Consider the following 21,103-nt stretch of genomic DNA (forward strand, 5'->3'; position numbering starts at 1 on the left):
GCCGCTGTCATGCGCAATGATTACGCTGCTCCTTCTGGCCGCAGGCTGCTGGAGCGCCAGGGAGATTGAGGAACTGGGAATCGCGGTCGGCACCGCGGTCGATATCGGCGAGAAGACGGAACTGCAGCGGAGTCTGGAAGAAGAAGGCGGCAATTATTCGAAAAAAAACGTGCTGACGATGACTTATCAAGTCGTCGAGCCGGGGGGCACCGCAGGGGCGGGGAAAGGGCAGCAGGGCAGTCAGAAAAAATATCGCAATATTTCGGTCACGGGCGATTCATTATATGAACTGACGCGGGAAATATCCTTGAGCCGCGCCCGTCCTATTTTCGGCCAGCATCATAAGGTCATCGTCATCAGCGACAAGCTGGCGCGGACGCACAGTTTGCGCCAACTGCTTGATTTCTTCATGCGGGAGCAGGAATTTCGCCCGAGCTGCCGCCTGTTCATCAGCAAAGGAGAGGCACGCAAGACACTGGAGCTCAAGGACACTACCGAGTTCCCCGCCATGCGGCTGACCGGCATCAGCGACAATCAGTACCGGAACAGCCGGCTGCTGCTTCCGATGCCGTTAACGAAGGCGCTCCACGAGATCAATGCATCGTCCAGCTTCCTGCTGCAGAACCTCATTACGGCGGAGGGGGAAGTGAAGCTGGCCGGGGCTGCGGTCATCTATGGCAAGACGGGGAAACTGATCGGATTTCTCGACGAGGAGGAGCTGGAGGCCGCCAACTGGGTCACTGGGGACATCAGAGGCGGTGTCGTCAAGTCTCGTCACGAGCGGACCGGGGATGTCAACCTCTATGAGATTACCTCGGTCAAGAGCGATATCCGTTCGCGCATCGAGAACGGCAGGATTGCGTTCGATATCCGGATCGAATCGGAGGGTCGGCTTGGCGAGCAGTGGTCGAGCGAGAACGATAATTTCGATTCCCGGAATCTCCAGCAGGTCGAGGCGGACGCGGCCAAGCAGGTGGAAGCCCGCATCGCCAAGATGCTTCATAAAGTGCAGAAGGAGTACCGGGCCGATGTCCTTCGCCTGGGCGATCATGTCCGCATTCATTATCCCCGCTTGTGGACGAAGTGGAAGAAGGATTGGGATGAAATCTTCGCGGATGCCGAGATCCGGTACAATCTGAGGTTGAAGGTTAAGGAGTTCGGCACCACGAGCATCAAGACCAGATAAAAGGATGGGGCGGCATAGCGGAAGAGGGCGGAGCGGGCATATTCCTGCGCCCTCTTTTTTGACGCGGCGTCCGGCCGCTTTCGCCCATTCGGGGCGAACTCCGTTACGCTGCACGACCCGTTTTTTTGCTCTCTTTTCTTCTATCTTTCGTTGATTTTGTGTAAACTGAAAGGATACAGAATGCGGCCTTCTCCTTGAGAAGCCGTGAAAGTGGAGGTACGTGCGCTTGTCACAACTGGGATTATCCGTTAAGACATTCAACCGTGTAACCGAGCAGATGAAGCGCCGTTTTCGCTACGCGATTTTGGAACAGGGCTGGCGCTATTACCGCAAGCAGGCCGTGCTGGATTTGGCGGCGGAGGAGCAGGCAGACGGCGGGGAAGATCAGGATCAGTGGATAGCGGCCGAGGTCTATGAGACGAAGCGCTACCGCGTCCGGTTCAACTGCACCGCCGTCAAGCGGAGCCAGTGCACCTGTTCGGAGGAGGGCGGCTGCAAGCATATGGCCGCCGTTTATTTTCAGCTATGTGACGAGTTGGGGAAGAAGCCGGAATTGTATCTGGCGGAATTCCGCCAGGTCTATATCGAAGAGGAACGCCAACGCATGGTGCTGCGCAAGCGGGCAGAGCATAAGGCGGAGCTCGAGCGGCGCAAGAAGGCTTGGCAGATGAGTCTGTCCCCGTCGTCTCCGGCTCAAGAATGGCATGATTTTTTTCACCGAAAATATAGTAAGCCCTTCACCGATTACCATTCCCCGGTGACCGATATCGCGGCGTGGGCTCAAAATGAATTGTACCGCGAGGAAGAACGCTTTCCCGAGCAGGTCGTTCCGTTGTACCGCATGCATGTGCTGCTCTTCCTGCTGCGGCAGTTGTCCATCCGTTACGGCCAGGGCGGCTCCCGAATCTATCCGGGGCGGGACGCTCCGGCCGCGGAGACGGTCCGGCCTTATATGGAGGAGCTGCGGCGGCTGGCGGAGTCTTACGACCCTTCCGCCACTCCTGCCGCCTATGAGCCGCATGTAGCTGCCCTGGGCGAGATCGCGGAAGCGGTGGCCTTGTCCGAGGAAGAATCGGCGGTCGATGGACTGGACGTGCTCGCCTTGCTCTGGTCGACGGTGCTGAACCGGCCGGACTGGATGGAGGAGGCGCACCGCAGGCTGGAGCGGATGCTCGTTCCCGTCTCGTCGCTGCGTCCGCGGCGCCGGGACGCGATCCGGGTGGCGCTGGTCCATTTGGAGGTGCTGCTCGGACGCGAAGCCGAGGCGGTGAAGCGGCTGAGCGAGCTGACCTATCACAACGATCCCGGACGGTACTGGGGTTACCTGCGCGAGCATGAGCGCTCCGGGCGCTACGATCGGATTGTCTATTGGCTGGGCGCCCTCGCTCCCCTTATCCGGCAGTCCGGTCAGAGCGCCGATCTCGAGCAATATTGGGAATTTTGGAAGCGGGTCTACGAACGGATGCCCGATAAGGACGGTCTGGAAGCGCTCGTCCTGTCCCTGCTGCCTGGGATCTATCCGTACTTGTCTTCCTTTTTGCTGGAGCAGGGACGGTACCGCGACTGGGCGGAAATTCAGCTGCTGCAGCGGATCTCGCCGGCTGAGATCGCCGCTGGCGAACTGGAAGCGATGGAGCGCGCCGCCCCGGAGCTGCTGCTGCCGTTGTTCCACCAGGCGATTGAACGGCATATCGAGGAACGGACGAAGGAGCATTACCGCGAGGCCGCGGGCTTGCTCCAGCGGTTGAAGCCGCTCTATGAAGCCTGCGGCGCGGCCGGGACATGGGAGCTGTTCATGGAGCGGTTCACGGCCCGCTATGCCCGCTTGCGGGCGCTGCACAAAGAGTTACGAGAAGGAGCGCTCTTGACATGAAGGAACAGGGAGCTTGGAAGGTGGAATGCCTCTCCCGCCGGCAGGGCGGATTTCTGCTCCATCACGGGGAGTTCAGACGGGCCCTGCGGACGTTCAAGCATACGCTGTTTGGCTGGCACCAGCCTTCCTTTTACGGCACGATGCTGGACGAGGCGGAGGAAGGGCGCGTCTCGGGCATTGCCGTCTCTCCCGTCATGCTCCTGGAGCTGGCGGAAGAGCCGATCTCCGTCCGGTGGGCGGGGATTGCATGGGGAGACAGCTTCCGCATCGCGGCGTCGGCCGCCCATATCTATGCGGAAGTGCTGCGGGACGGCCGGTACCGGCCGTCATTTGACTTGTGGAAGCAGGGGAAGCGCGGCTGGGATCTGCAGCTGACGATGGAGGAGCGCCTGGCTCTGGAAGCGTTGGAGCAAGAGGGGGCCGCCCTCGGGGATCCGGGCCTGGCCCGCTGGTTCGACGACCTGATGGCTGACGCCCAGACCCGCCGTGACGATCATCCGGACGTATGGCGGATGATCGCGTCTGTGAGGCCGGGCATCGAGACGCTCCGCCTTCCCGAACGGTCTGCGGCCTGGTGGGAGGAGGCCGACTGGCTCGAGGCGATCGGCTGGGTGAGGGACGAGACGCCGTTCCGCCTCATGCTGCGGCTGGACGAGCCGGAGGAGGAGCGTGCTCCGTGGAGGCTGCGCGTGCTGCTTCAAGACAAGCAGCAGCCTGCCGTGCAGTTGGCCTGCGCCTATATTCCCGAAGGCCGGGGCTACCGGGCTGCCGCGGCGGAAGGCCAATTCCCGGAGGCATGGCAGCCCTATGTTGACAGCCGCGTGCATCATGAGACGGACAAAATCATCCGTCTCCTCCCTTGGCTCGCCCCGGAAGAGGCCGGCGGCGGGCTGAAGACGCTGCTGACCGAGGCGGAGGCGTGGCGGTTCCTCGCGGAGGGCAGCCTTGTTCTGACCGATGCGGGCATTCTGGTCGCCGTGCCGGCCTGGTGGCAGCGCGCGCGCCGCTTGCAGACGCGGCTGAAGGCGAAGCTGTCCGGGAACGGCTTCACCGGGACGTCCTATATCGGACTGGAGCAGATGGTGCAGTTCGACTGGAAGCTCGCCATCGGCGACTCGCAGTTCACGGAGGAGCAATTCCGCGCCCTGCTTGAAGAGGATCGGCGGTTAATTTATCAGGACGGACAATGGGTGGCGCTGAACCCGGAGGAAGCCGCGCGGATTCGGCGCATCATGATGAAGGCGGAGCGGGACGGCCTGTCGCTGGGCGAAGTGCTGGAACTGCAGCTGGCTGCCGAGCGGGAAGTACTGGAAGAGGAGGATCCGCTGGAGCGGGAGGATGCCGTTCGCCTGGAGCTGGAGCTGAACAGCTATCTTCAGACGTTCATCGACAAGCTGAAGCATCACGACTCCATTCCGCTGTGCGAACCGCCTGCCGGTCTGCGCGGCGAGCTGCGCAGCTACCAGGTCCAGGGCTTCTCCTGGCTTGCCTTCATGCGGCGCTTCGGGCTGGGCGCCTGTCTCGCCGACGATATGGGGCTGGGCAAGACGATTCAGTGGATTGCCTATATGCTTCGCATCCAAGAGGAGGAGCCGGAGAAGGTTCCGTCCCTGCTCATCTGCCCGACCTCGGTGATGGGGAATTGGCAGAAGGAACTGGAGCGCTTTGCGCCGAGCTTGAAGGTGCATTTGCATTACGGGCTGGATCGGGCCAAGGGAGAAGGCTTTGCCGCTGCGGTCCGGCAGGCGGATGTCGTCATTACGACGTATACGCTGGCGCTCAAGGATCGGGAGGAGCTGCGGCAGATCGTCTGGAGCTCCCTCTGTCTCGACGAAGCGCAAAATATCAAGAACCCGTATGCCAAGCAATCGGTGGCCATTCGCAAGCTGCAGGCCAGACACCGGATCGCCCTGACGGGAACGCCGATCGAGAATCATTTGACCGAGCTGTGGTCCATCTTCGATTTCTTGAACCCGGGCTACCTGGGGTCGCTTGCCCATTTCCGCCAGACCTACATTCTGCCGATCGAGCGGACTCGCGATAAGGAATGGATGCAGCTGGTGCAGCGGCTGGTGCAGCCGTTCCTGCTGCGGCGCATGAAGAGCGACCCGGACATCCAGCTCAATCTGCCGGAGAAGCACGAGGCGAAGGTGTATGTTCCGTTGACGGCGGAGCAGGCGTCCTTGTACGAGCAGACGCTGCAGGATCTGTTCGCGCCGATCGAGCGGATGGAGATGTTGGAGCGGCGCGCTCATATTCTCGCCGCCCTGACGAAGCTGAAGCAGGTGTGCAATCATCCCGCGATGCTGCGCAAGGAAGGGCCGGCCGGATGGAGGCCGGAACGCTCGGGCAAGCTGGTCCGCCTGCTGGAGATGCTGGAGGAGCTTCGCTCGGAAGGCGAGCGCTGCCTCATCTTCACGCAGTATGCGGAGACGGGCCGCCTGCTGCAGGCGGTGCTGGAGCGGGAGCTCGGCGAACGGGTGCCGTTCCTGTACGGCGGCGTGCCGAAGAAGGAGCGGGACCGGATGGTCGAGCAGTTCCAGGAGGAGAGCGCCGCAGGCGCCGAGCGCGCATCGGCCTTCATCCTCTCGCTGAAGGCCGGGGGCACGGGATTGAATCTGACGGCGGCCAATCATGTGTTCCACTATGATCGGTGGTGGAATCCGGCGGTCGAGAATCAGGCATCCGACCGGGCTTACCGCATCGGCCAGACCCGCAACGTTCAGGTGCACAAGCTCATTGCGCTTGGCACGCTGGAGGAGCGGATCGATGATATGATCGAGCAGAAGCTGCAGCTGAGCGAGCAGGTGATGAGCAGCGGCGACAAATGGATTACGGAAATGTCCACGACGGAGCTGCGCGAGCTGTTCGCCCTGCGGAGTCATTGGATGGAATAACGGAGGCGTCCCCGCTTAGGAATGGGGGCGCCTTTTTGGCATTGCACCGCATCCTGGGATGCCCAGTATCCCCCTCATTCCCCTCATACTTTGCATGCCCTGCATACACTGTATACACTGCATGCCCTGCATGCCCCTCATGCCTCGCCCAGGAAGAAGCATTCCAATTGCCGTCAGACGGGCCAGCGGGACAAATCATGCGATTTTACAGTTTTTTATTGTCTCGCGGGGTCTATTTGCGACATTTCCTGCAGAAATGCAGGATTTCGCCCCTTTTATCGCAGCCAGAGCTGCAACGTGTTGAAATTGATGTCATTTTGCAGGATTTGATCTTCGGGGATTTTGGTCGCCGAAAAATTCCTGCACTTTTGCAGCATTGGTGGGGCGGAACGGAGCAGGGGACGTACTTCAAGCCGAGGGCTCGGGAAAAACGCGGCTGGGCTGTCGACCGAACCGCCCTAGATGATGGCTGATTGGCTGGCGCTTTAGAGTAGGCTGTTGTTTTCCTCCGGCTATCTGCATAACTTTCCTTTTTTTACAAAACCTAAGCGGAGTTCTTGTTCACGATCCTGTGGCTCCCGCTCCCGGATCTGCTGATCCGTAGCTACCGATGCCGTAGCTACCGATGCCGTAGCTACCGATGCCATAGCTCCCGATGCCGGTCCAGATGCCGGGGTTGCGGATGCCGGAGTTGCCGGTCCCCGGATCTCCCGATCCCGAGTTGCCGGCCCCCGGATCTCCCGATCCCGAGTTGCCGGTCGCCGGAGCCGGAGCCGGCTCTCCCGATCCCGGAACTCCCGGTCGTCAGGGCCACCGATGCAGCCGCAACAGGGGAAGCCGGCTTGGGAGCGCCCTCAAGGGACAAGTAGGAGGGGGACAAGTAAGAGAGGGTCGAGTAAAAGGAGGATGCAGGATGTGCAGAAGGTTCTCGCTCACGGCCGATTTGCCGGACATCATTCAACAATTTGAGGTCGACAAGGTCATGATTCATTACCGGCACCGCTATAATATCAGCCCCACCCAGACCGTTCCCGTCGTGCTGCAGCGGCATGGCGTGCGGGTGCTGGACGAATACCGCTGGGGAATGGTTCCGTTCTGGGGCAAAGACTCCTTGAATGCGGACATTTATTCCGTTCAGGGCAATCCGGCCTATTGGAAGGTTGTCGAGCGCCAACGCTGCATTATCCCGTGCAGCGGCTTCTATTATTGGCGGCGGGAAGGGAAGAAGAGCTTCCCTGTCCGGACGGTGCTCGGCGGCAAGGACGTATTCGGCGTGGCAGGGCTGTATGAGCAGTGGAAGGATGCCAAGGGGCGGGCCCATTCCACCTGCACGCTCGTTATGACGCGGGCCAACGATCTGGTGGCAGAGTTCGATGGTCGAATGCCGGCCATTCTGGAGCGGGAGGCGATCGACGCGTGGCTCAATCCGGCCGTGACCGAGGTCGAAGCGCTGGCCCGGCTCCTGGTGCCGTATGATCCCGCGCGCATGACGGCCTATCCTGTCACCGTCCTCGTCAATAACGAGGAGTACGAGACGTCGGATTGCATTAAGGAAGCGACGGATTTGAAATACGCCTACGTGAAGCCGTAACTTCGGACCCGGCTCCGCTCAGCGGGAAAATTCCGCCGCGCTTCAGAGCCAGTACCGCTCAGCAGAAGTGGTTCGGTCCATCCGGACGCTGCTCTGTCCGGTTCTTGTTCGGTGCGTGCTTCCGGATGACGCGTCTGTCCGATGGCATGGAATATGCTATCATAGCGACAGGAGAAGAACAGGGAGAGGAGCGGAAGGGATGGAGCGAGAAGAGGACATAAGAAGTCAGGTCGATGCAGCAGGCAACGCCGGATATACGATATTTCGCCCGTTGGAGCCCGGGGAGCGGTTGCCACGGTCCCTCTACCGGATGGACGCCGTGTCGCTGGCGCAGGCCTTGCTCGGCATGGTGCTCGTCCGGCGCTCGGCGGCAGGCATCATTCGCAGCCGGATCGTGGAGACGGAGGCCTATGTGGGCCCCGAGGACAAGGGCTGCCACGCTTACGGCGGTTTGCGGACCGCCCGGACGGAGCCGATGTTCGCGGATGGCGGAACTTCGTATGTCTATTTTATTTATGGCATGTATCATTGCCTGAATGTGGTCGCGGAGCAGAAGGACAAGCCGGAGGCGGTGCTTATTCGGGCTGTGGCCCCCTGCACGCCGGAGGACGAAGCGAGGATGCGCTCGTTCCGCGCGATCCGATCCCGCAAGCCGGCCGACCTGTGCAACGGCCCCGGCAAGCTCTGTATGGCGCTCAATATCGATAAGAGCTGCAATGCCCTGGATTTGACGGTCAGCGAGGAACTGTGGCTCGAAGCGGGGGTCTGCCCGGGCGCGGATGGCATCGTGGCCGCCCCGCGCATCAATATTCCGTATGCGGAAGAGTTCGCAGACAAGCTGTGGCGTTATTACATACAGGGCGATCCCTATGTCTCCGTTGTTGATAAGGAGGCCGTGCCGCTGTGGAAGGCGATGCAGGCGGAGCGGTAGAAAGCCTGCTGGAATAAGCCGCTCGCCGGGCAGGGGGCCAGGAACGGCGGTTTGTTTCCAGCGGATGAAGACGCTGTGGACTGCAGGGGCACATGGAATAGAACCGTCAGGAGAGAGTCCCTCGTTCCTGGCGGTTTTGTGCTGTATAACGAGATAAAACGGAAACTGGGAGATAATGAATACGAGCCCTGCTTGGCAGCGGATAAAGAGCGACTCGCCTAAAATAAATTAATAGTCAAACAATCGCTTGAATATTAGAGGGAGATCGGATATAGTACAGATAAGGACATATTCAATCATTCGTTTGATTGTTTGAAGAGTGCTCCATTTTTACTTATCCTTAACGATTTCATGTTCTATATTGAGCCCCACATAACGAAATGGAATGGAGTGATGAACTTGTTGGAAGAGAAGCGGCAGCAGGCCGATATGAATGGCTCCGGAACAAGCAAAGACGACGTGTGCGATATTGTATGCTATGACGCGGAGAAGATTCGGCAGCTGCAAGGACGCGTACAGGAGGATGAGGTTCAAGGGATGGCGCAGATGTTCAAGGCGCTGTCCGATCCGACGCGGATGAAGATGGCGTGGCTGCTGGATGAGGGCGGCGAGCTGTGCGTATGCGACATGTCTATTCTGACGAAGCAGTCGATTGCGACCACGTCGCATCATTTGCGCTTGATGAAGTCGCTGGGGATCGCGACCTCGCGCAAGGAAGGGAAGAATGTCTTTTATTCCCTGGCCGACCACCATATTCGGACCTTAATTCGCATGACATTGGAGCATATGAGGGAGGAACATTGCCATGAAGACACAGGAGCGGGAGAGAACAGAAGTTGACGAACGCGTTGTCTATAAAGTGCAAGGGCTGTCTTGCGCCAATTGTGCGGCCGGGCTGCAGGAGGAGATCCGCCGGCTGGAGTTCGGAGAAGACACCGTTCTTAGCTATAACAGCTCGACCTTGAAAATGCATCGGCGCGTTGATGTGGATAAGGTGCGGCGCATCCTTCGTTCGGACGGAGCGCGATTGGTGGAAGCGTCGCAAGCGGCCGGAGCGGCAGCCGCAGGCGGGCATGCCCATGGCCATTCGCATGGCGAAGGCTGCTGCTCCGACGGAGCGCACAGCCATGAGCATGGACATCACGATGCGGAAGGACACGGCCATGGCCATGATCACAGCCACGGCAATATGAATCGGATGAAATGGTTTCTCGGCATTTCCGGCGCCTTGTACTTATCGACCTTCGTACTGGACGGCCGCCTGCCGGCTCCCGTCCTCATTGTCATCTATCTGGCTGCGATGGCGCTTAGCGGCTACGTTACTTTTTTGAAGGGTGCCCGCAATCTGCTGCGGTTGCGCTTTACGATGGATACGCTGATGACGGTTGCGCTGACCGGGGCGGTGCTCATCGGAGAATGGAAGGAAGCGACGCTGGTTGCGATTCTGTTCGGACTGAATGAGATGCTGGAAGGCTACGGCATGGAACGGGCCCGCCGTTCCATGGAGACCCTGCTTGCCGTCGCTCCGAAGGAAGCGACCGTCATCCGGAATGAGCAGACCGTGTCGATTCCGATCGAGCAGTTGGTCGTTGGCGATATCGTACTCGTCCGCCCGGGCGAGAAGATTCCGTCCGACGGGACGGTCATGGAAGGACGCAGCGCCGTCGATGAAGCGGCGATTACGGGTGAATCGCTTCCCGTCGCGAAGGAAGTCCAGGACACCGTATTCGGCGGCAGCGTGAATACGGACGGGGTCCTGAAGGTGCGAATCGACAAGGCGTACGAGGATTCGTCGCTTGCCAAGATTTTGCACCTCGTGCAGGAGGCGCAGGACACGAAGACGCCGACGGAGCTGTTCATCGACCGCTTCGCCAAGGTGTACACCCCGATTATTATGGTTGTCGCGGCGCTTGTCATCGTAATCCCGCCCCTGTTCTTCGACGGGGATTGGTATAAATGGCTGTATCAAGGCTTGGCGGTTTTGATTGTCGGCTGTCCGTGCGCCCTGGTGCTGTCGTCGCCGATCGCTATTGTCAGCGGCATTACCCGGAACGCTCGCAACGGGATTCTCGTCAAAGGCGGCGTACATCTGGAGCAGCTTGGCAAGATCGAAGCGCTGGCCTTCGACAAGACCGGGACGCTGACCAAAGGCGAACCGGCCGTGCACGAGGAGGCCGTCTACGATGCCGGCCGTTTCTACCGGATTGCCGGCGCGGTCGAGCAGGCTTCGCTTCACCCGTTGGCGAAGGCGATTATACGCCATCTGGGAGCGAAGCGGGAGACGGCATTCGAAGAGCCGTCGGAGAGCGAGACTGTGCCCGGAGAAGGCATCCGGGCGGTTGTCGGCGGTTCCGCGTATTGGGTAGGCAGCGAGCGTGTGCTGGACATCGTCCAGGCGAGCGGATCGGCTGCCGAGCGCATCCGGCAGGCCCGGGACGAAGCCGAACGCATGAAGGCGAAGGGCTTGACCCTGGTCGCCGTCGTCTCGGAGCAGGACGGGGAGCCGCTTGGCCTGTTCGGGCTCGCGGACGAGATTCGTCCGGAGAGCCGCGCTACCGTGGCTGCGCTGCATGAAGCCGGCGTGAAGCATACGGTGATGCTGACGGGCGACCACGCCCAATCGGCGAAGCAGGTCGCGGATGCGGTTGGCGTGACCGACTGGTTCGCGCAGCTGCTGCCGCAGCAGAAGGTCGGCAAGATCAAGGAGCTGGCCTCGAAGTACAAGGTCGCCATGGTTGGCGACGGCATCAACGATGCGCCAGCGCTCGCATCCGCCCAACTGGGCATCGCTATGGGCAAAGGTACCGATAGCGCCGTCGAGACGGCCGATATCGTGCTGATGCAGGATCACCTCGGCAAGCTGCCGAATGCAATCCGGATCTCGAAGCACGTCAACCGGATTATTCGCTGGAATATCGGCATCGCGCTCGGCTTGAAGATTGCGGCGCTGTTGCTTACGATTCCAGGGCTGCTCACGCTGTGGATCGCCATTCTTTCCGATATGGGAGCGACCATTCTCGTCACATTGTTGGGCTTGACCATTCTGCTCGGCAAAGATAAAGACGTGGCCGGCGTCAAATAAAACCGAATTTGCCATTACGATATATTCAGACCTTCCCTTGACGTCTCCGGAAGAGACGCGAGGGGAGGTCATTTTTTGGCGTTGGGGCACAGCTGGTTGGAAGGGCGGAGCATACAAGGGTAAGGAAGGGCAGGCCAAGCGGTACCGGAACATGCTGCTGGAGACAGGATCGTGTAAATGGAGACAACTATGGAAATAACTTTACAGAATGTATGAAGAGAGGAGTGGGTATACAATGACGACAGTCGAACATGGCGATCGCCCTGGCCGCCGCAGGACCCGGGAATCGGCATGGAGGGCAGCACTTCAATCGATGCGGGGACAGGGTCAGCGCTTCAGGCGGACTGCCCGTCTGCCTTGGGCAGCCGTCCTGCTTGCCGGAGTCCTGCTGCTTGCTGCCGGCTGCGAGAAGAGCGAGCCGGTGTCAGGAGAGGCCGCGTTCCATGCCGGCGAGCCGATGGCGGAGGAGCGGGCACTCGATGCGCCCTGGATCGCCATGAAAAATATGGTCCGCATCAATACGAACGATCCGGTGAAGGCCGCGGTCTACGTGTCGCGTACGGTATGGCCTGCCGGAACGGATAATCAGCGGCCGAACGCCGTCGTGCTGGTGCCGAAGGAGGACTGGGCCGTTGCGATGGCGGCGGCGGATTTAATCCATTTCCCGAATAACGGGCCCTTGCTCTATCTTGACGCCGAAGGCATTCCCGACGATACGCTGGCAGAGCTGAAGCGGCTGAAGCCTGCCGGCTCTCCCGACAACAATGGCATCCAGGTCATTGTCGTCGGCAAGGTCAGTGATGACGTCCTGAAGGAGCTTCGCGGGCTGGATCTGAAGGTCGATGCGATTCCGGGCGACGATCCGGCCCGCGTCGCCTCGGCCATCGACGCCTATTATACGCGCGTAAGCAAGGAACAGCCGTCCTCGGTCATTATCGCTTCCAGCGAAGATGCAGCCTACGCGATGCCGGCTGTCAACTGGATAGCCCATATGCCGGAGCCGGTGCTCTATGTGTCCCGGCAAGGCATTCCGCAGGCGACTGCCGACGCCCTCGCCAAGCGGCGCAAAAAAGCCGTAATGTACGTGTTAGGCCCGAAGGAGCTCATTCCCGAGGAAGTGCTGGAGCCATTAAAGGCTTTTGGCAGAGTGGAGCGGATAGCGGCGGACAATCCGATCGATCTGGCGATCGCGTTCGCCAAGTACTACGATCCGCAGACAGGCTTCGGATGGAGGATTAGGACGCCGGGACATAATTTCTCCTTCGTGCGCGAAGGCGATGAGCAACTGGCGGTCATTCAGGCGCCGTTCGCCCATCTGGGCAAGCACGCTCCGCTGCTGTGGACGAGCGGAGGCAAGGTCCCGCCGCAGGTGCAGGCCTATCTCGAATCCGTTCGTCCCCGCTATAAGGAGACGCCGGTCGAAGGGCCGTTCAATGCGGCCTGGCTTACCGGAGCGGCGGAGACCGTGATGCCGAGCGTGCAGAGCGCCCTGGACGCGCTGCTGGAAATCGAGGCGCAGTCCGGAGCGGGGCATGGCGGTCACGGCCACTAAGCATTGATTCGCACCTCTGCACGCTGAACGCCTAGACAAGAGCGCGAGCCGGATGATCCGCTCGCGCTCTTGTCCTTCATCCGCGCAGCGGCTTATGCGCCGCGAACCGCAGCCTTGCGTAGTCCAAGGTCCATTCGTCCCCGCTGTACAACGAAGGCCGGCACCGTTCTTTAACGAGGCGGAACAGGCGGCCCGACTCCTTCTCCCCCACGGCGCGGACGAAGGGCTTGGCGAAGCTCTCCAGCCAGTAATCCATTCCGGCATCGCCATCCGGCAGCACGGTAGGCCGATTGAAATGAACGGCCATATCGACATGGAAGCCGGCCGCCTCCAGCCGCGAGGCGTATTCCCCCAAGGGAGGGAAATACCACGGATGGAAGGCAGAGGCTTCGATTCCGTATTCGGCAAGCAGCACGTCCTCGATGGCTTGCTCCACGGTCCGGATATTCCCCCGGCCGCCGAACTCCCCGACGAACCGCCCTCCCGGCCGCAAGCATCGCCATACTTCGGCGAGAACCTGGTCCGCCGCCTTCATCCAGTGCAGCGCCGCGTTCGAGAATACGGCATCGAACGCTTCAGCCAGCGTGTCAGGAAGGGGACATTCCGCGTCCGCGACCATGAATCGCAGCTCCGGGTATTTGCTGCGCGCCTGTGCAATCATCGCCTCCGATTTGTCGATGCCGACCACATGAGCGCCGCTCTCCCGGATGCGGGCCGTGATATCTCCGGTGCCGCAGCCGACATCCAGCACCGATTCCCCTGCCATTGGCTGGAGCAGGCCAATCACATTTTGCCCATGGGCGGACACGAACCCTAGCTTGCTGTCATACAGTTCAGGACACCACTCATCTGCCATTACTAGCTCACTCCTTTTTGGCTTCGGTATGGCTTGATTATGGCACAAACTACTTTATTGATTAAATATATGAATCCTATTATTTTTATAACTAATAACAATAAGTTAATTTATTATGTTAACAAACAGTGACATACCTCACAGATTTGAAGAGAAAATTATTAAAACAAATGGAAAATTGTCCGTATATCTATTACAGTTAAGAAAGGAAGAAACAAGTAGAAAAGGGTGAATCCATTGGCAAAAACTACGAAACACCGAGCGACCTCAAGCTCGCGCAAAGGAAAAAAAGGAAATGACCGCGCCTTTTTGTTAATGATCCCCATCGCGATTGTCGTTTTGGCCGTTCTCATTTATGTATTGAATCAGCAAGGGGAGAAAATGAAGCAGGAAGAGATGGCGAACCAGCCTCCGGTTGAATTCAACATCGAGGGACAGCCTACGCTTGGGAATGCCGATGCCGCCGTGTCGATAGTGGAATTCGGCGATTACAAGTGCCCGGCCTGCAAAATTTGGAATGATACCGTATACCCTCAATTGAAAGCGGACTATATTGACACTGGCAAAGTGAAATTCACGTTTTTGAATAAACTCGTCATTCCGGGCTCCGAATTGGCGGCCGAGACGGCCGAAGAGGTGTTCCGCCAGCAGCCGGAAGCGTTCTGGTCGTTCCATCATGAGCTGTACCGCGCGCAGCAGGAAGAGAGAAAAGACTGGGCGACCGCGCCGTTCCTCGTCGATTTCGCCCAGCGTACTGTGCCGGATCTCGATACGGCCCAGCTGGAAAAGGCGCTTCAGGATCGCACGATGCGGGATGAAGTGATGAAGGACGAACAGCAAGCGGCTCAGGCCCAGGTCCACGGCACGCCGACGGTGTTCGTGGACGGTGTGGAGTTCAACGGCGATTATCTTGATTATGAAGGCCTCAAAGCGATGATCGATAAAGCTTTGGAGCAGGCGAAATAAACGGAACTGGGGGAACCGCTATGTCGAGCATTCGAAGATATGCTTTGCATCTCGCTTGGCTCGTCGCCGTCATCGCGACGGGCGGCAGCTTATATATGAGCGAAATTCTGCTCTGGGAGCCATGCAAGCTGTGCTGGGTACAGCGTATCTTCATGTACCCGCTTGTTCTGCTGCTGGGGATTGCCGCTTACCGCGGCGACCGGGGGATTTTCCGCTACACCTTGCCGCTGTCGATTATCGGAGGCTCGGTGTCCATTTATCATTACATGGTGCAGAAAGTTCCTGGCATGGAGGAGATCTCGCCTTGCCGGACCGGCGTGCCTTGCGGTTCCGATTACCTTGATTTATTCGGTTGGATTACGATTCCGTTGTTGGCTCTCGTTGCTTTTGTCTTGATTACGATCCTGTTGTTCACCGCGAGTAAGGACGAATCCGAAGAGTAGAGACAAACCATACCGTTCATCAATCATGGGGAGATGACAAGATGAAATTCGGATTTCAGGCGAAAATGGTGTTGGGGTTGCTGATCGTATCGGCGGTCACGTATGCGACCAGCGGATTTTTCATCTTTATTTTGAAGCCGGTATTGGCGCCGGATATGAACGCCGTGGTCTATGATGCCATTATTTTTGCGCTTGGCATCTTCTGGACATGCTTCCTTGGCTGGCTGGCCGCCCGCTTCATCGTCAAGCCGCTGACCCAGTTGGCGAAGGCGGCTGACGAAGCGGCGCAGGGCAATCTGAATGTCGACATTCCGGCCTACCGGTTTCATGATGAGATTCGCGTTCTCGTCGAATCATTCGGGACGATGATACGTAATCTCCGTAGCATGATTGCGGAGATTAAGCAGAGCGTGGAGATCACGACGCGCAATACGGAGATGCTGGGGGATGCGATGTCGGCGGCCGCCGAGCAGATTGAGCATATTTCACGGACGGCGGAGGAGATGAACCGGGGGGCCGAGCAGCAGGCCGAATGGACGGCCGAATCAGCGGCGACGGTCGAGCGGATCCACGAATCCGCGCTGGACGTGCAGCGCCAGGCAAGCGACACCGAGCGGATGACCTCCGACATGCTGGGAGCGCTGGCCGACAGCGAGGACATGCTCAAATCGATTATCGACGGCATGCTTCATGCCGCGGAATCCGGCCAAGCCTCCATTCAGACGGTGGAACGCCTGAATGATCAGGCCGCCCAGATTGGGGATATCTCCATCGCCGTGCGGGAGATCGCGGATCAGACGCATCTCCTCGCCTTGAATGCTTCGATCGAAGCGGCCCGGGCCGGAGAGCAGGGGGCCGGCTTCGCGGTTATCGCCTCCCAGGTGCGCAAGCTCGCCGAACAGAGCGCTGAAGCCGTCGGCAGCATTAACGAGCGCATCGTACATATGCAGTCCCAGGTTGAAGAAGCGGTTCGGCTCATTACCGCACAGGTGGAGATGGTGAGCGTCGAAGCGGGAAAAAAAGACGATGCCGCGGAAGCGCTTCACACGATTGCGGAAGTAACCCGGCGGGCATCCTCCTCAATGCGCGATATTGCATCGGCGGTCGGACAGCAGACCGAGCAATTTGCAGCTACCCTCGGGCAGACGAAGCAGATGGCCGTCGTCGTGGGAGAGATGGCGTCAGGCACAAGGCAGGTAGCGAGCGCCACGCAGGAGCAGACCGCGATGATGCAGGAGATCGCGGCATCCTCGGAAGTGCTGCGAGAACAGGCAGTCCGCTTGAAGCGGCAGACGGAAGTGTTCCGAGGCTGAGCCTCAAGCCGAATGGGATAATGGACTTGAACGAGACTTGCACCGATATGAGCGGGGCAAGTCTCTTTTTGCAACATTTGTGCATGCAGGTGGCAAAAAAATTGCATGTTCATTTGCAGGAAAACCGCTATCATGAAGGTAAGGTCTGCTATAGATCGAAGGAGCAGGTATTATCAGGATGATATCGGCGAAGGAGAGAAACCAATGACAACGCTTTCTTATGACCAAGGGCAATTTACGATGGGAGACCGCCCCATTCAGCTTATTTCCGGTGCGATACATTATTTTCGCGTCGTGCCGGCCTATTGGGAGGATCGCCTGCGCAAAATCAAGGCGATGGGCTGCAACTGCATCGAGACGTACGTAGCCTGGAATCTGCATGAGCCGCGCGAGGGCGAGTTCCATTTCGAAGGCATGTCGGATGTGGCGGAATTCGTCCGTCTCGCCGGCGAGCTTGGCTTGTATGTGATTGTTCGCCCAAGCCCGTACATTTGCGCCGAGTGGGAATTCGGCGGCCTGCCAGCTTGGCTGTTGAAGGATGACATGAGATTGCGCTGCAACGATCCGCGCTTTTTGGAGAAGGTGGCAGCTTATTATGATGCGCTGCTCCCTCAACTGACGCCGCTGTTGGCTACCAAGGGCGGTCCGATTATTGCCGTTCAGATCGAGAACGAATATGGAAGCTACGGCAACGATCAGGCCTATCTGCAAGCGCAGCGGGCGATGCTGATCGAGCGCGGAGTCGACGTGCTGCTGTTCACCTCGGACGGCCCTCAGGATGATATGCTGCAGGGAGGCATGGCGGAAGGCGTGCTCGCGACCGTCAACTTCGGTTCCCGCCCGAAGGAAGCGTTCGACAAGCTCAAGGAGTACCAGCCGGATGGGCCGCTTATGTGCATGGAATATTGGAACGGCTGGTTCGACCATTGGTTCGAACAGCACCATACCCGCGATGCGGAGGATGCGGCTCGCGTGCTTGACGACATGCTCGGCATGGGCGCCTCCGTTAATTTCTATATGGTGCACGGAGGCACGAACTTTGGCTTCGGCAGCGGCGCCAACCACAGCGATAAATATGAACCGACCGTTACAAGCTATGATTATGATGCGGCGATTAGCGAGGCCGGGGATTTGACGCCGAAGTACCATGCATTCCGTGAAGTTATCGGCAAATATGTCTCCCTTCCGGAAGGAGATCTGCCGGCGAATACGCCGAAGGCGGACTATGGTTCCGTCCCGGTTACCCGCCGTGTGAAGCTGTTCGATACGCTGGAGCCGATGACGGAGGTCCGGGACAGCATCTGTCCGGAACCGATGGAGAAATACGGCCAGAACAACGGCTTCATTATGTATTCGACTCGCGTCAGCGGGCCGCGTCCAGAGAGCCGGTTAACGATTCAGGATGTGCGGGATCGGGCGCTGGTCTTTCTCGATCGCAAGCTGGTTGGCGTCGTGGAGCGCTGGAATCCGCAATCGATACCGGTCACGATACCAGAAGGCGGCGCTCAACTGGACATCCTGATCGAGAATATGGGCCGGGTCAATTACGGGCCTCAACTGTACGACCGCAAAGGCATAACGCACGGGGTGCGCTTGAACGGACAGTTCCTGTTCCATTGGCAGGTCCGTTCGCTGGAGCTGGAGACGCTGGCCGGCTTGAGCTTCGATGCGGCGGCTGCTGCGGCATGGGAAGAGGAGCAGCCCGGATTCTATGAAGCGAAGCTCGTTATTGAGGACGAGCCGAAAGATACCTTCCTTCGTCTGGACGGATGGAAGAAGGGCGTTGTCTTCATGAACGGCTTCAATCTGGGCCGTTATTGGGAAGTAGGCCCGCAGCAAGCGCTCTATGTTCCGGCCCCGGTTCTGCGTCAGGGCGAGAATGAGATCATTGTGTTCGAGCTGCATCGGGAAGGGAAGCCGCTGCGCTTTGAGGCAGCTCCGTCACTGTCGAAATAAATAGGCTTTCGTTCATATAGATAGCCAAAATATTGCATGTTGATTTTCTAGCCAAAGCGTTATGATGGGAAAAACGTTGATGTTCAACCGCAATTTCAGTTCCAGCAGCAGCGGTTCGCCAGCGCCGTGAACCATGCGAGCGGCAGAGGAGTGAGAACTCGATGTATATTGGCTTGAAAAATATGTTCTACAAGGAAACGCGCACATGGAAGGGATGGATCCATTACACCCAGCATGCTTCTGATGGCAGTGCCCCGCATGAGATAGCCAGTTGCAGGCGGGACAGCGCCGCGTTCCAGGTGCTTGTGGCGGATGATCAGCCTTTTCTGCTAACGACGCGGCCGGATGCGCTGTTTTGGAAGGGGGGCGCGCTTCGCATCGCCCGAATCGAAGTGACGGCCGAGGGCGTTCACGTACAGCCGGAGATCAAGCTTATCGGCTTCATCGAAGATGATGACGGCACACCGAAGGCCGATCTGCTGCTGGAGGATGCCCATATTCATGTGCAAGCCCGGCAGGTGCAGCCGGTATGGGTGGAATGGCATGCGGACGAGAAGATGAAGCCGGGCACCTACGAAGGCAAGGTGCGCATCTACACGCATACGTTGTTCGAGGACGAACAGCTGGCAGGAGAATGCGACTTCCGGTGGACCGTATTGCCTGACACGCTGCCCGAGCCGCACGATTACCGGTTTTATCTTGATTTGTGGCAGCATAGCTCCAATATTGCTCGCAAATACCATACCGGGTACTGGACGGAAGAGCATTTCTCCGTGCTGGATGCGTACCTGGAGAGCATGGCCCAGTTGGGGCAGAAGGCATTGACCGTCATCGTATCCGAGATTCCGTGGTCCGGACAATTCTCGCATAACGACCGCGAGCCGTCCGATCTGTTCGAGTACAGCATCGTCGGCGTCAGCAGAAGCGCGGACGGAGCCTTCCATTATGATTTTTCCTCGCTGGACCGATATATTGCGCTTGGAGAGAAGCATGGCATTCGCGAGGAGATTGAGGTCTTCGGGCTGTTGAACATTTGGCAGGAAGCTGAATCGGGTTACGGTGCCATTGTCGAGGGGGCTCCCGACGGTGTAAGGGTTCGATACTACGATGAAGCGAGCGGAACATACCGCTTTATACGGGAAGATCAGGACTTGAAGGCGTATGTTCAGGCGTTGGAGCAGCACTTTGTCACGACCGGCCGGATTGATCGCGTCCGCATTTTGGCAGACGAGCCGGCAGAGTACGATCTGTTCAATCGCCGCCTGACCTGGCTGCGCAGCGCGGCTCCTTCCTTCCGTTACAAGGTTGCGATCAACCACGTTGAGTTTGTGGAAAAAGGCTTGGAAGGCGTATCCGATTATGTGCCCTTGTTCAATTGCGTCGTGAAGGAGCATCAGCGGCTGATGGACCAGCGTCCGTCGATCGAGGGCAAGCTGCTCTATTACGTCTGCTGCAACCCGGCCCGCCCGAATACGTTCCTGGCTTCCCCGCCGCTGGAGAGCCGTCTCATCGCTTGGTTCGCGGAGCGCCTTGGCACGGATGGCTTTTTGCGCTGGAACTATACCGTCTGGCCCGATAAGCCGCTGGAACGGATCGCCTACCGTTCTGAAATATGGAAGGCCGGAGATACGAATTTCGTCTACCCGGGTCCGCTCGGCAAGCCTTTGCTATCCCTGCGTTATAAATGGCTCCAGCGCGGCATCCGTGACTACGAATTGATGCAGATCATGAAGGCAGAGGGCAAATCCACCCAGGTGCAGGCTGCCCTTGACCGCGTTTTCCGGTATGGAGACATACTGGAATGCGATCCCGAGCGCGGAGCTGCTCCCGAAGCCATGTACAGCCTCAAGGCCGAAGATTACGACAGCCTGCTGTTCCAGCTTGCATCCGCCCCGGCTCAGGCCTAACATATTGAATACAGGTGGCATCCGCACTTTGCGGGTGCCGCTTTTTATTTTGGAGGACGGAGAGTCGTCGAATAGAGGGGGGATTGTATCCCTTATAGACATTCTCCCCGCGGCTCAGGAAGGGAAGCAGGTGCACGTGGCGCTTATGAGCAATCACCCCGTGGCTCAGAAAGGGAAGCAGGTAGGTGCGGCGCTTAGGTGCGATCTCCTCGCGGCTCAGGAAAGGAAGCAGGTGAGTGCGGCGCTTACGAGCAATCTCCCCGCGGCTCAGAAAGGAAGCTGGTGAGTGCGGCGCTTACGAGCAAACTCCCTGCGGCTCAGGAAAGGAAGCAGGTGCATGCGGTTCTTATGAGCAATCTCCCCGCGGCTCAGAAAGGAAGCAGGTGCATGCGGTTCTTATGAGCAATCTCCCCACGGCTCAGAAAGGAAGCAGGTAGGTGAGGCGCTTATGAGCAATCTCCCCGCGGCTCAGAAAGGGGAGCAGGTGGGTGCGGTGCTTATGAGCAATCTCCCCGCGGCTCAGAAAGGAAGCAGGTGGGTGAGGCGCTTA

At 58.8% G+C, this 21,103-nt stretch carries 15 protein-coding genes; 14 read left to right on the top strand and 1 reads right to left on the bottom strand.

Features of this window, described 5'->3' with window-relative positions; translation table 11 throughout:
- Positions 1 to 16 precede the first annotated feature (16 nt).
- The 9 genes from NNL35_RS05130 to NNL35_RS05170 all read left to right on the top strand — a co-directional run bounded on the left by NNL35_RS05130 (position 17) and on the right by NNL35_RS05170 (position 13,112).
- Positions 17 to 1,186 (top strand): Ger(x)C family spore germination protein, encoded by a 1,170-nt coding sequence (locus tag NNL35_RS05130; RefSeq protein WP_006677836.1) that lies wholly within the window; start codon positions 17 to 19, stop codon positions 1,184 to 1,186.
- Positions 1,187 to 1,406: 220 nt separating this feature from the next.
- A complete protein-coding gene (locus NNL35_RS05135) occupies positions 1,407 to 3,059 on the top strand; it encodes an SWIM zinc finger family protein (protein WP_100226381.1) in 1,653 nt (550 codons plus the stop codon).
- Positions 3,056 to 5,956, top strand: a complete 2,901-nt coding sequence (locus NNL35_RS05140) for a DEAD/DEAH box helicase (RefSeq protein ID WP_006677834.1) — start codon at positions 3,056 to 3,058, stop codon at positions 5,954 to 5,956. The genes NNL35_RS05135 and NNL35_RS05140 overlap by 4 nt, the downstream gene beginning before the upstream one ends.
- 197 nt (positions 5,957 to 6,153) lie before the next feature.
- The gene (locus tag NNL35_RS05145; RefSeq protein WP_138985647.1) at positions 6,154 to 6,429 is read left to right on the top strand and encodes a hypothetical protein; all 276 of its coding nucleotides are present in this window, start codon (positions 6,154 to 6,156) and stop codon (positions 6,427 to 6,429) included.
- 440 nt (positions 6,430 to 6,869) lie between these two features.
- The gene (locus NNL35_RS05150; RefSeq protein WP_006677832.1) at positions 6,870 to 7,547 is read left to right on the top strand and encodes an SOS response-associated peptidase; all 678 of its coding nucleotides are present in this window, start codon (positions 6,870 to 6,872) and stop codon (positions 7,545 to 7,547) included.
- Between the two features lie 199 nt (positions 7,548 to 7,746).
- Positions 7,747 to 8,478 (top strand): DNA-3-methyladenine glycosylase, encoded by a 732-nt coding sequence (locus NNL35_RS05155; RefSeq protein ID WP_006677831.1) that lies wholly within the window; start codon positions 7,747 to 7,749, stop codon positions 8,476 to 8,478.
- 393 nt (positions 8,479 to 8,871) lie between these two features.
- A complete protein-coding gene (locus NNL35_RS05160; RefSeq protein WP_006677830.1) occupies positions 8,872 to 9,318 on the top strand; it encodes an ArsR/SmtB family transcription factor in 447 nt (148 codons plus the stop codon).
- Complete coding sequence (locus NNL35_RS05165; RefSeq protein ID WP_006677829.1) at positions 9,284 to 11,560, top strand: heavy metal translocating P-type ATPase; 2,277 nt, start codon at positions 9,284 to 9,286, stop codon at positions 11,558 to 11,560. Before NNL35_RS05160 ends, NNL35_RS05165 begins: the two co-directional genes overlap by 35 nt.
- A 235-nt stretch (positions 11,561 to 11,795) precedes the next feature.
- Entirely contained in the window at positions 11,796 to 13,112 is a 1,317-nt protein-coding gene (locus NNL35_RS05170) for a hypothetical protein (protein WP_006677828.1), read from the top strand.
- A gap of 76 nt (positions 13,113 to 13,188) precedes the next feature.
- Here the strand turns inward: NNL35_RS05170 and NNL35_RS05175 are convergent, their stop codons facing one another.
- Complete coding sequence (locus NNL35_RS05175; protein ID WP_006679512.1) at positions 13,189 to 13,968, bottom strand: class I SAM-dependent methyltransferase; 780 nt, start codon at positions 13,966 to 13,968, stop codon at positions 13,189 to 13,191.
- Between the two features lie 315 nt (positions 13,969 to 14,283).
- Between NNL35_RS05175 and NNL35_RS05180 the strand changes: the two genes are divergently transcribed.
- From NNL35_RS05180 to NNL35_RS05200, 5 genes are all read left to right on the top strand, one after another.
- Entirely contained in the window at positions 14,284 to 14,934 is a 651-nt protein-coding gene (locus tag NNL35_RS05180) for a thioredoxin domain-containing protein (protein WP_006679513.1), read from the top strand.
- Positions 14,935 to 14,954: 20 nt separating this feature from the next.
- On the top strand, positions 14,955 to 15,377 hold the full coding sequence (locus NNL35_RS05185; RefSeq protein WP_006679514.1) for a disulfide oxidoreductase: 423 nt from the start codon (positions 14,955 to 14,957) through the stop codon (positions 15,375 to 15,377).
- Positions 15,378 to 15,418: 41 nt separating this feature from the next.
- Entirely contained in the window at positions 15,419 to 16,690 is a 1,272-nt protein-coding gene (locus NNL35_RS05190; RefSeq protein WP_006679515.1) for a methyl-accepting chemotaxis protein, read from the top strand.
- Positions 16,691 to 16,894: 204 nt separating this feature from the next.
- Complete coding sequence (locus NNL35_RS05195) at positions 16,895 to 18,646, top strand: glycoside hydrolase family 35 protein (protein WP_006679516.1); 1,752 nt, start codon at positions 16,895 to 16,897, stop codon at positions 18,644 to 18,646.
- 182 nt (positions 18,647 to 18,828) lie between these two features.
- On the top strand, positions 18,829 to 20,553 hold the full coding sequence (locus NNL35_RS05200) for a DUF4091 domain-containing protein (RefSeq protein ID WP_254552995.1): 1,725 nt from the start codon (positions 18,829 to 18,831) through the stop codon (positions 20,551 to 20,553).
- The last annotated feature ends 550 nt before the right edge of the window (positions 20,554 to 21,103 follow it).

Origin of the sequence: Paenibacillus dendritiformis (genome assembly GCF_945605565.1) — a bacterium.
GTDB classification, from domain to species: domain Bacteria; phylum Bacillota; class Bacilli; order Paenibacillales; family Paenibacillaceae; genus Paenibacillus_B; species Paenibacillus_B dendritiformis_A.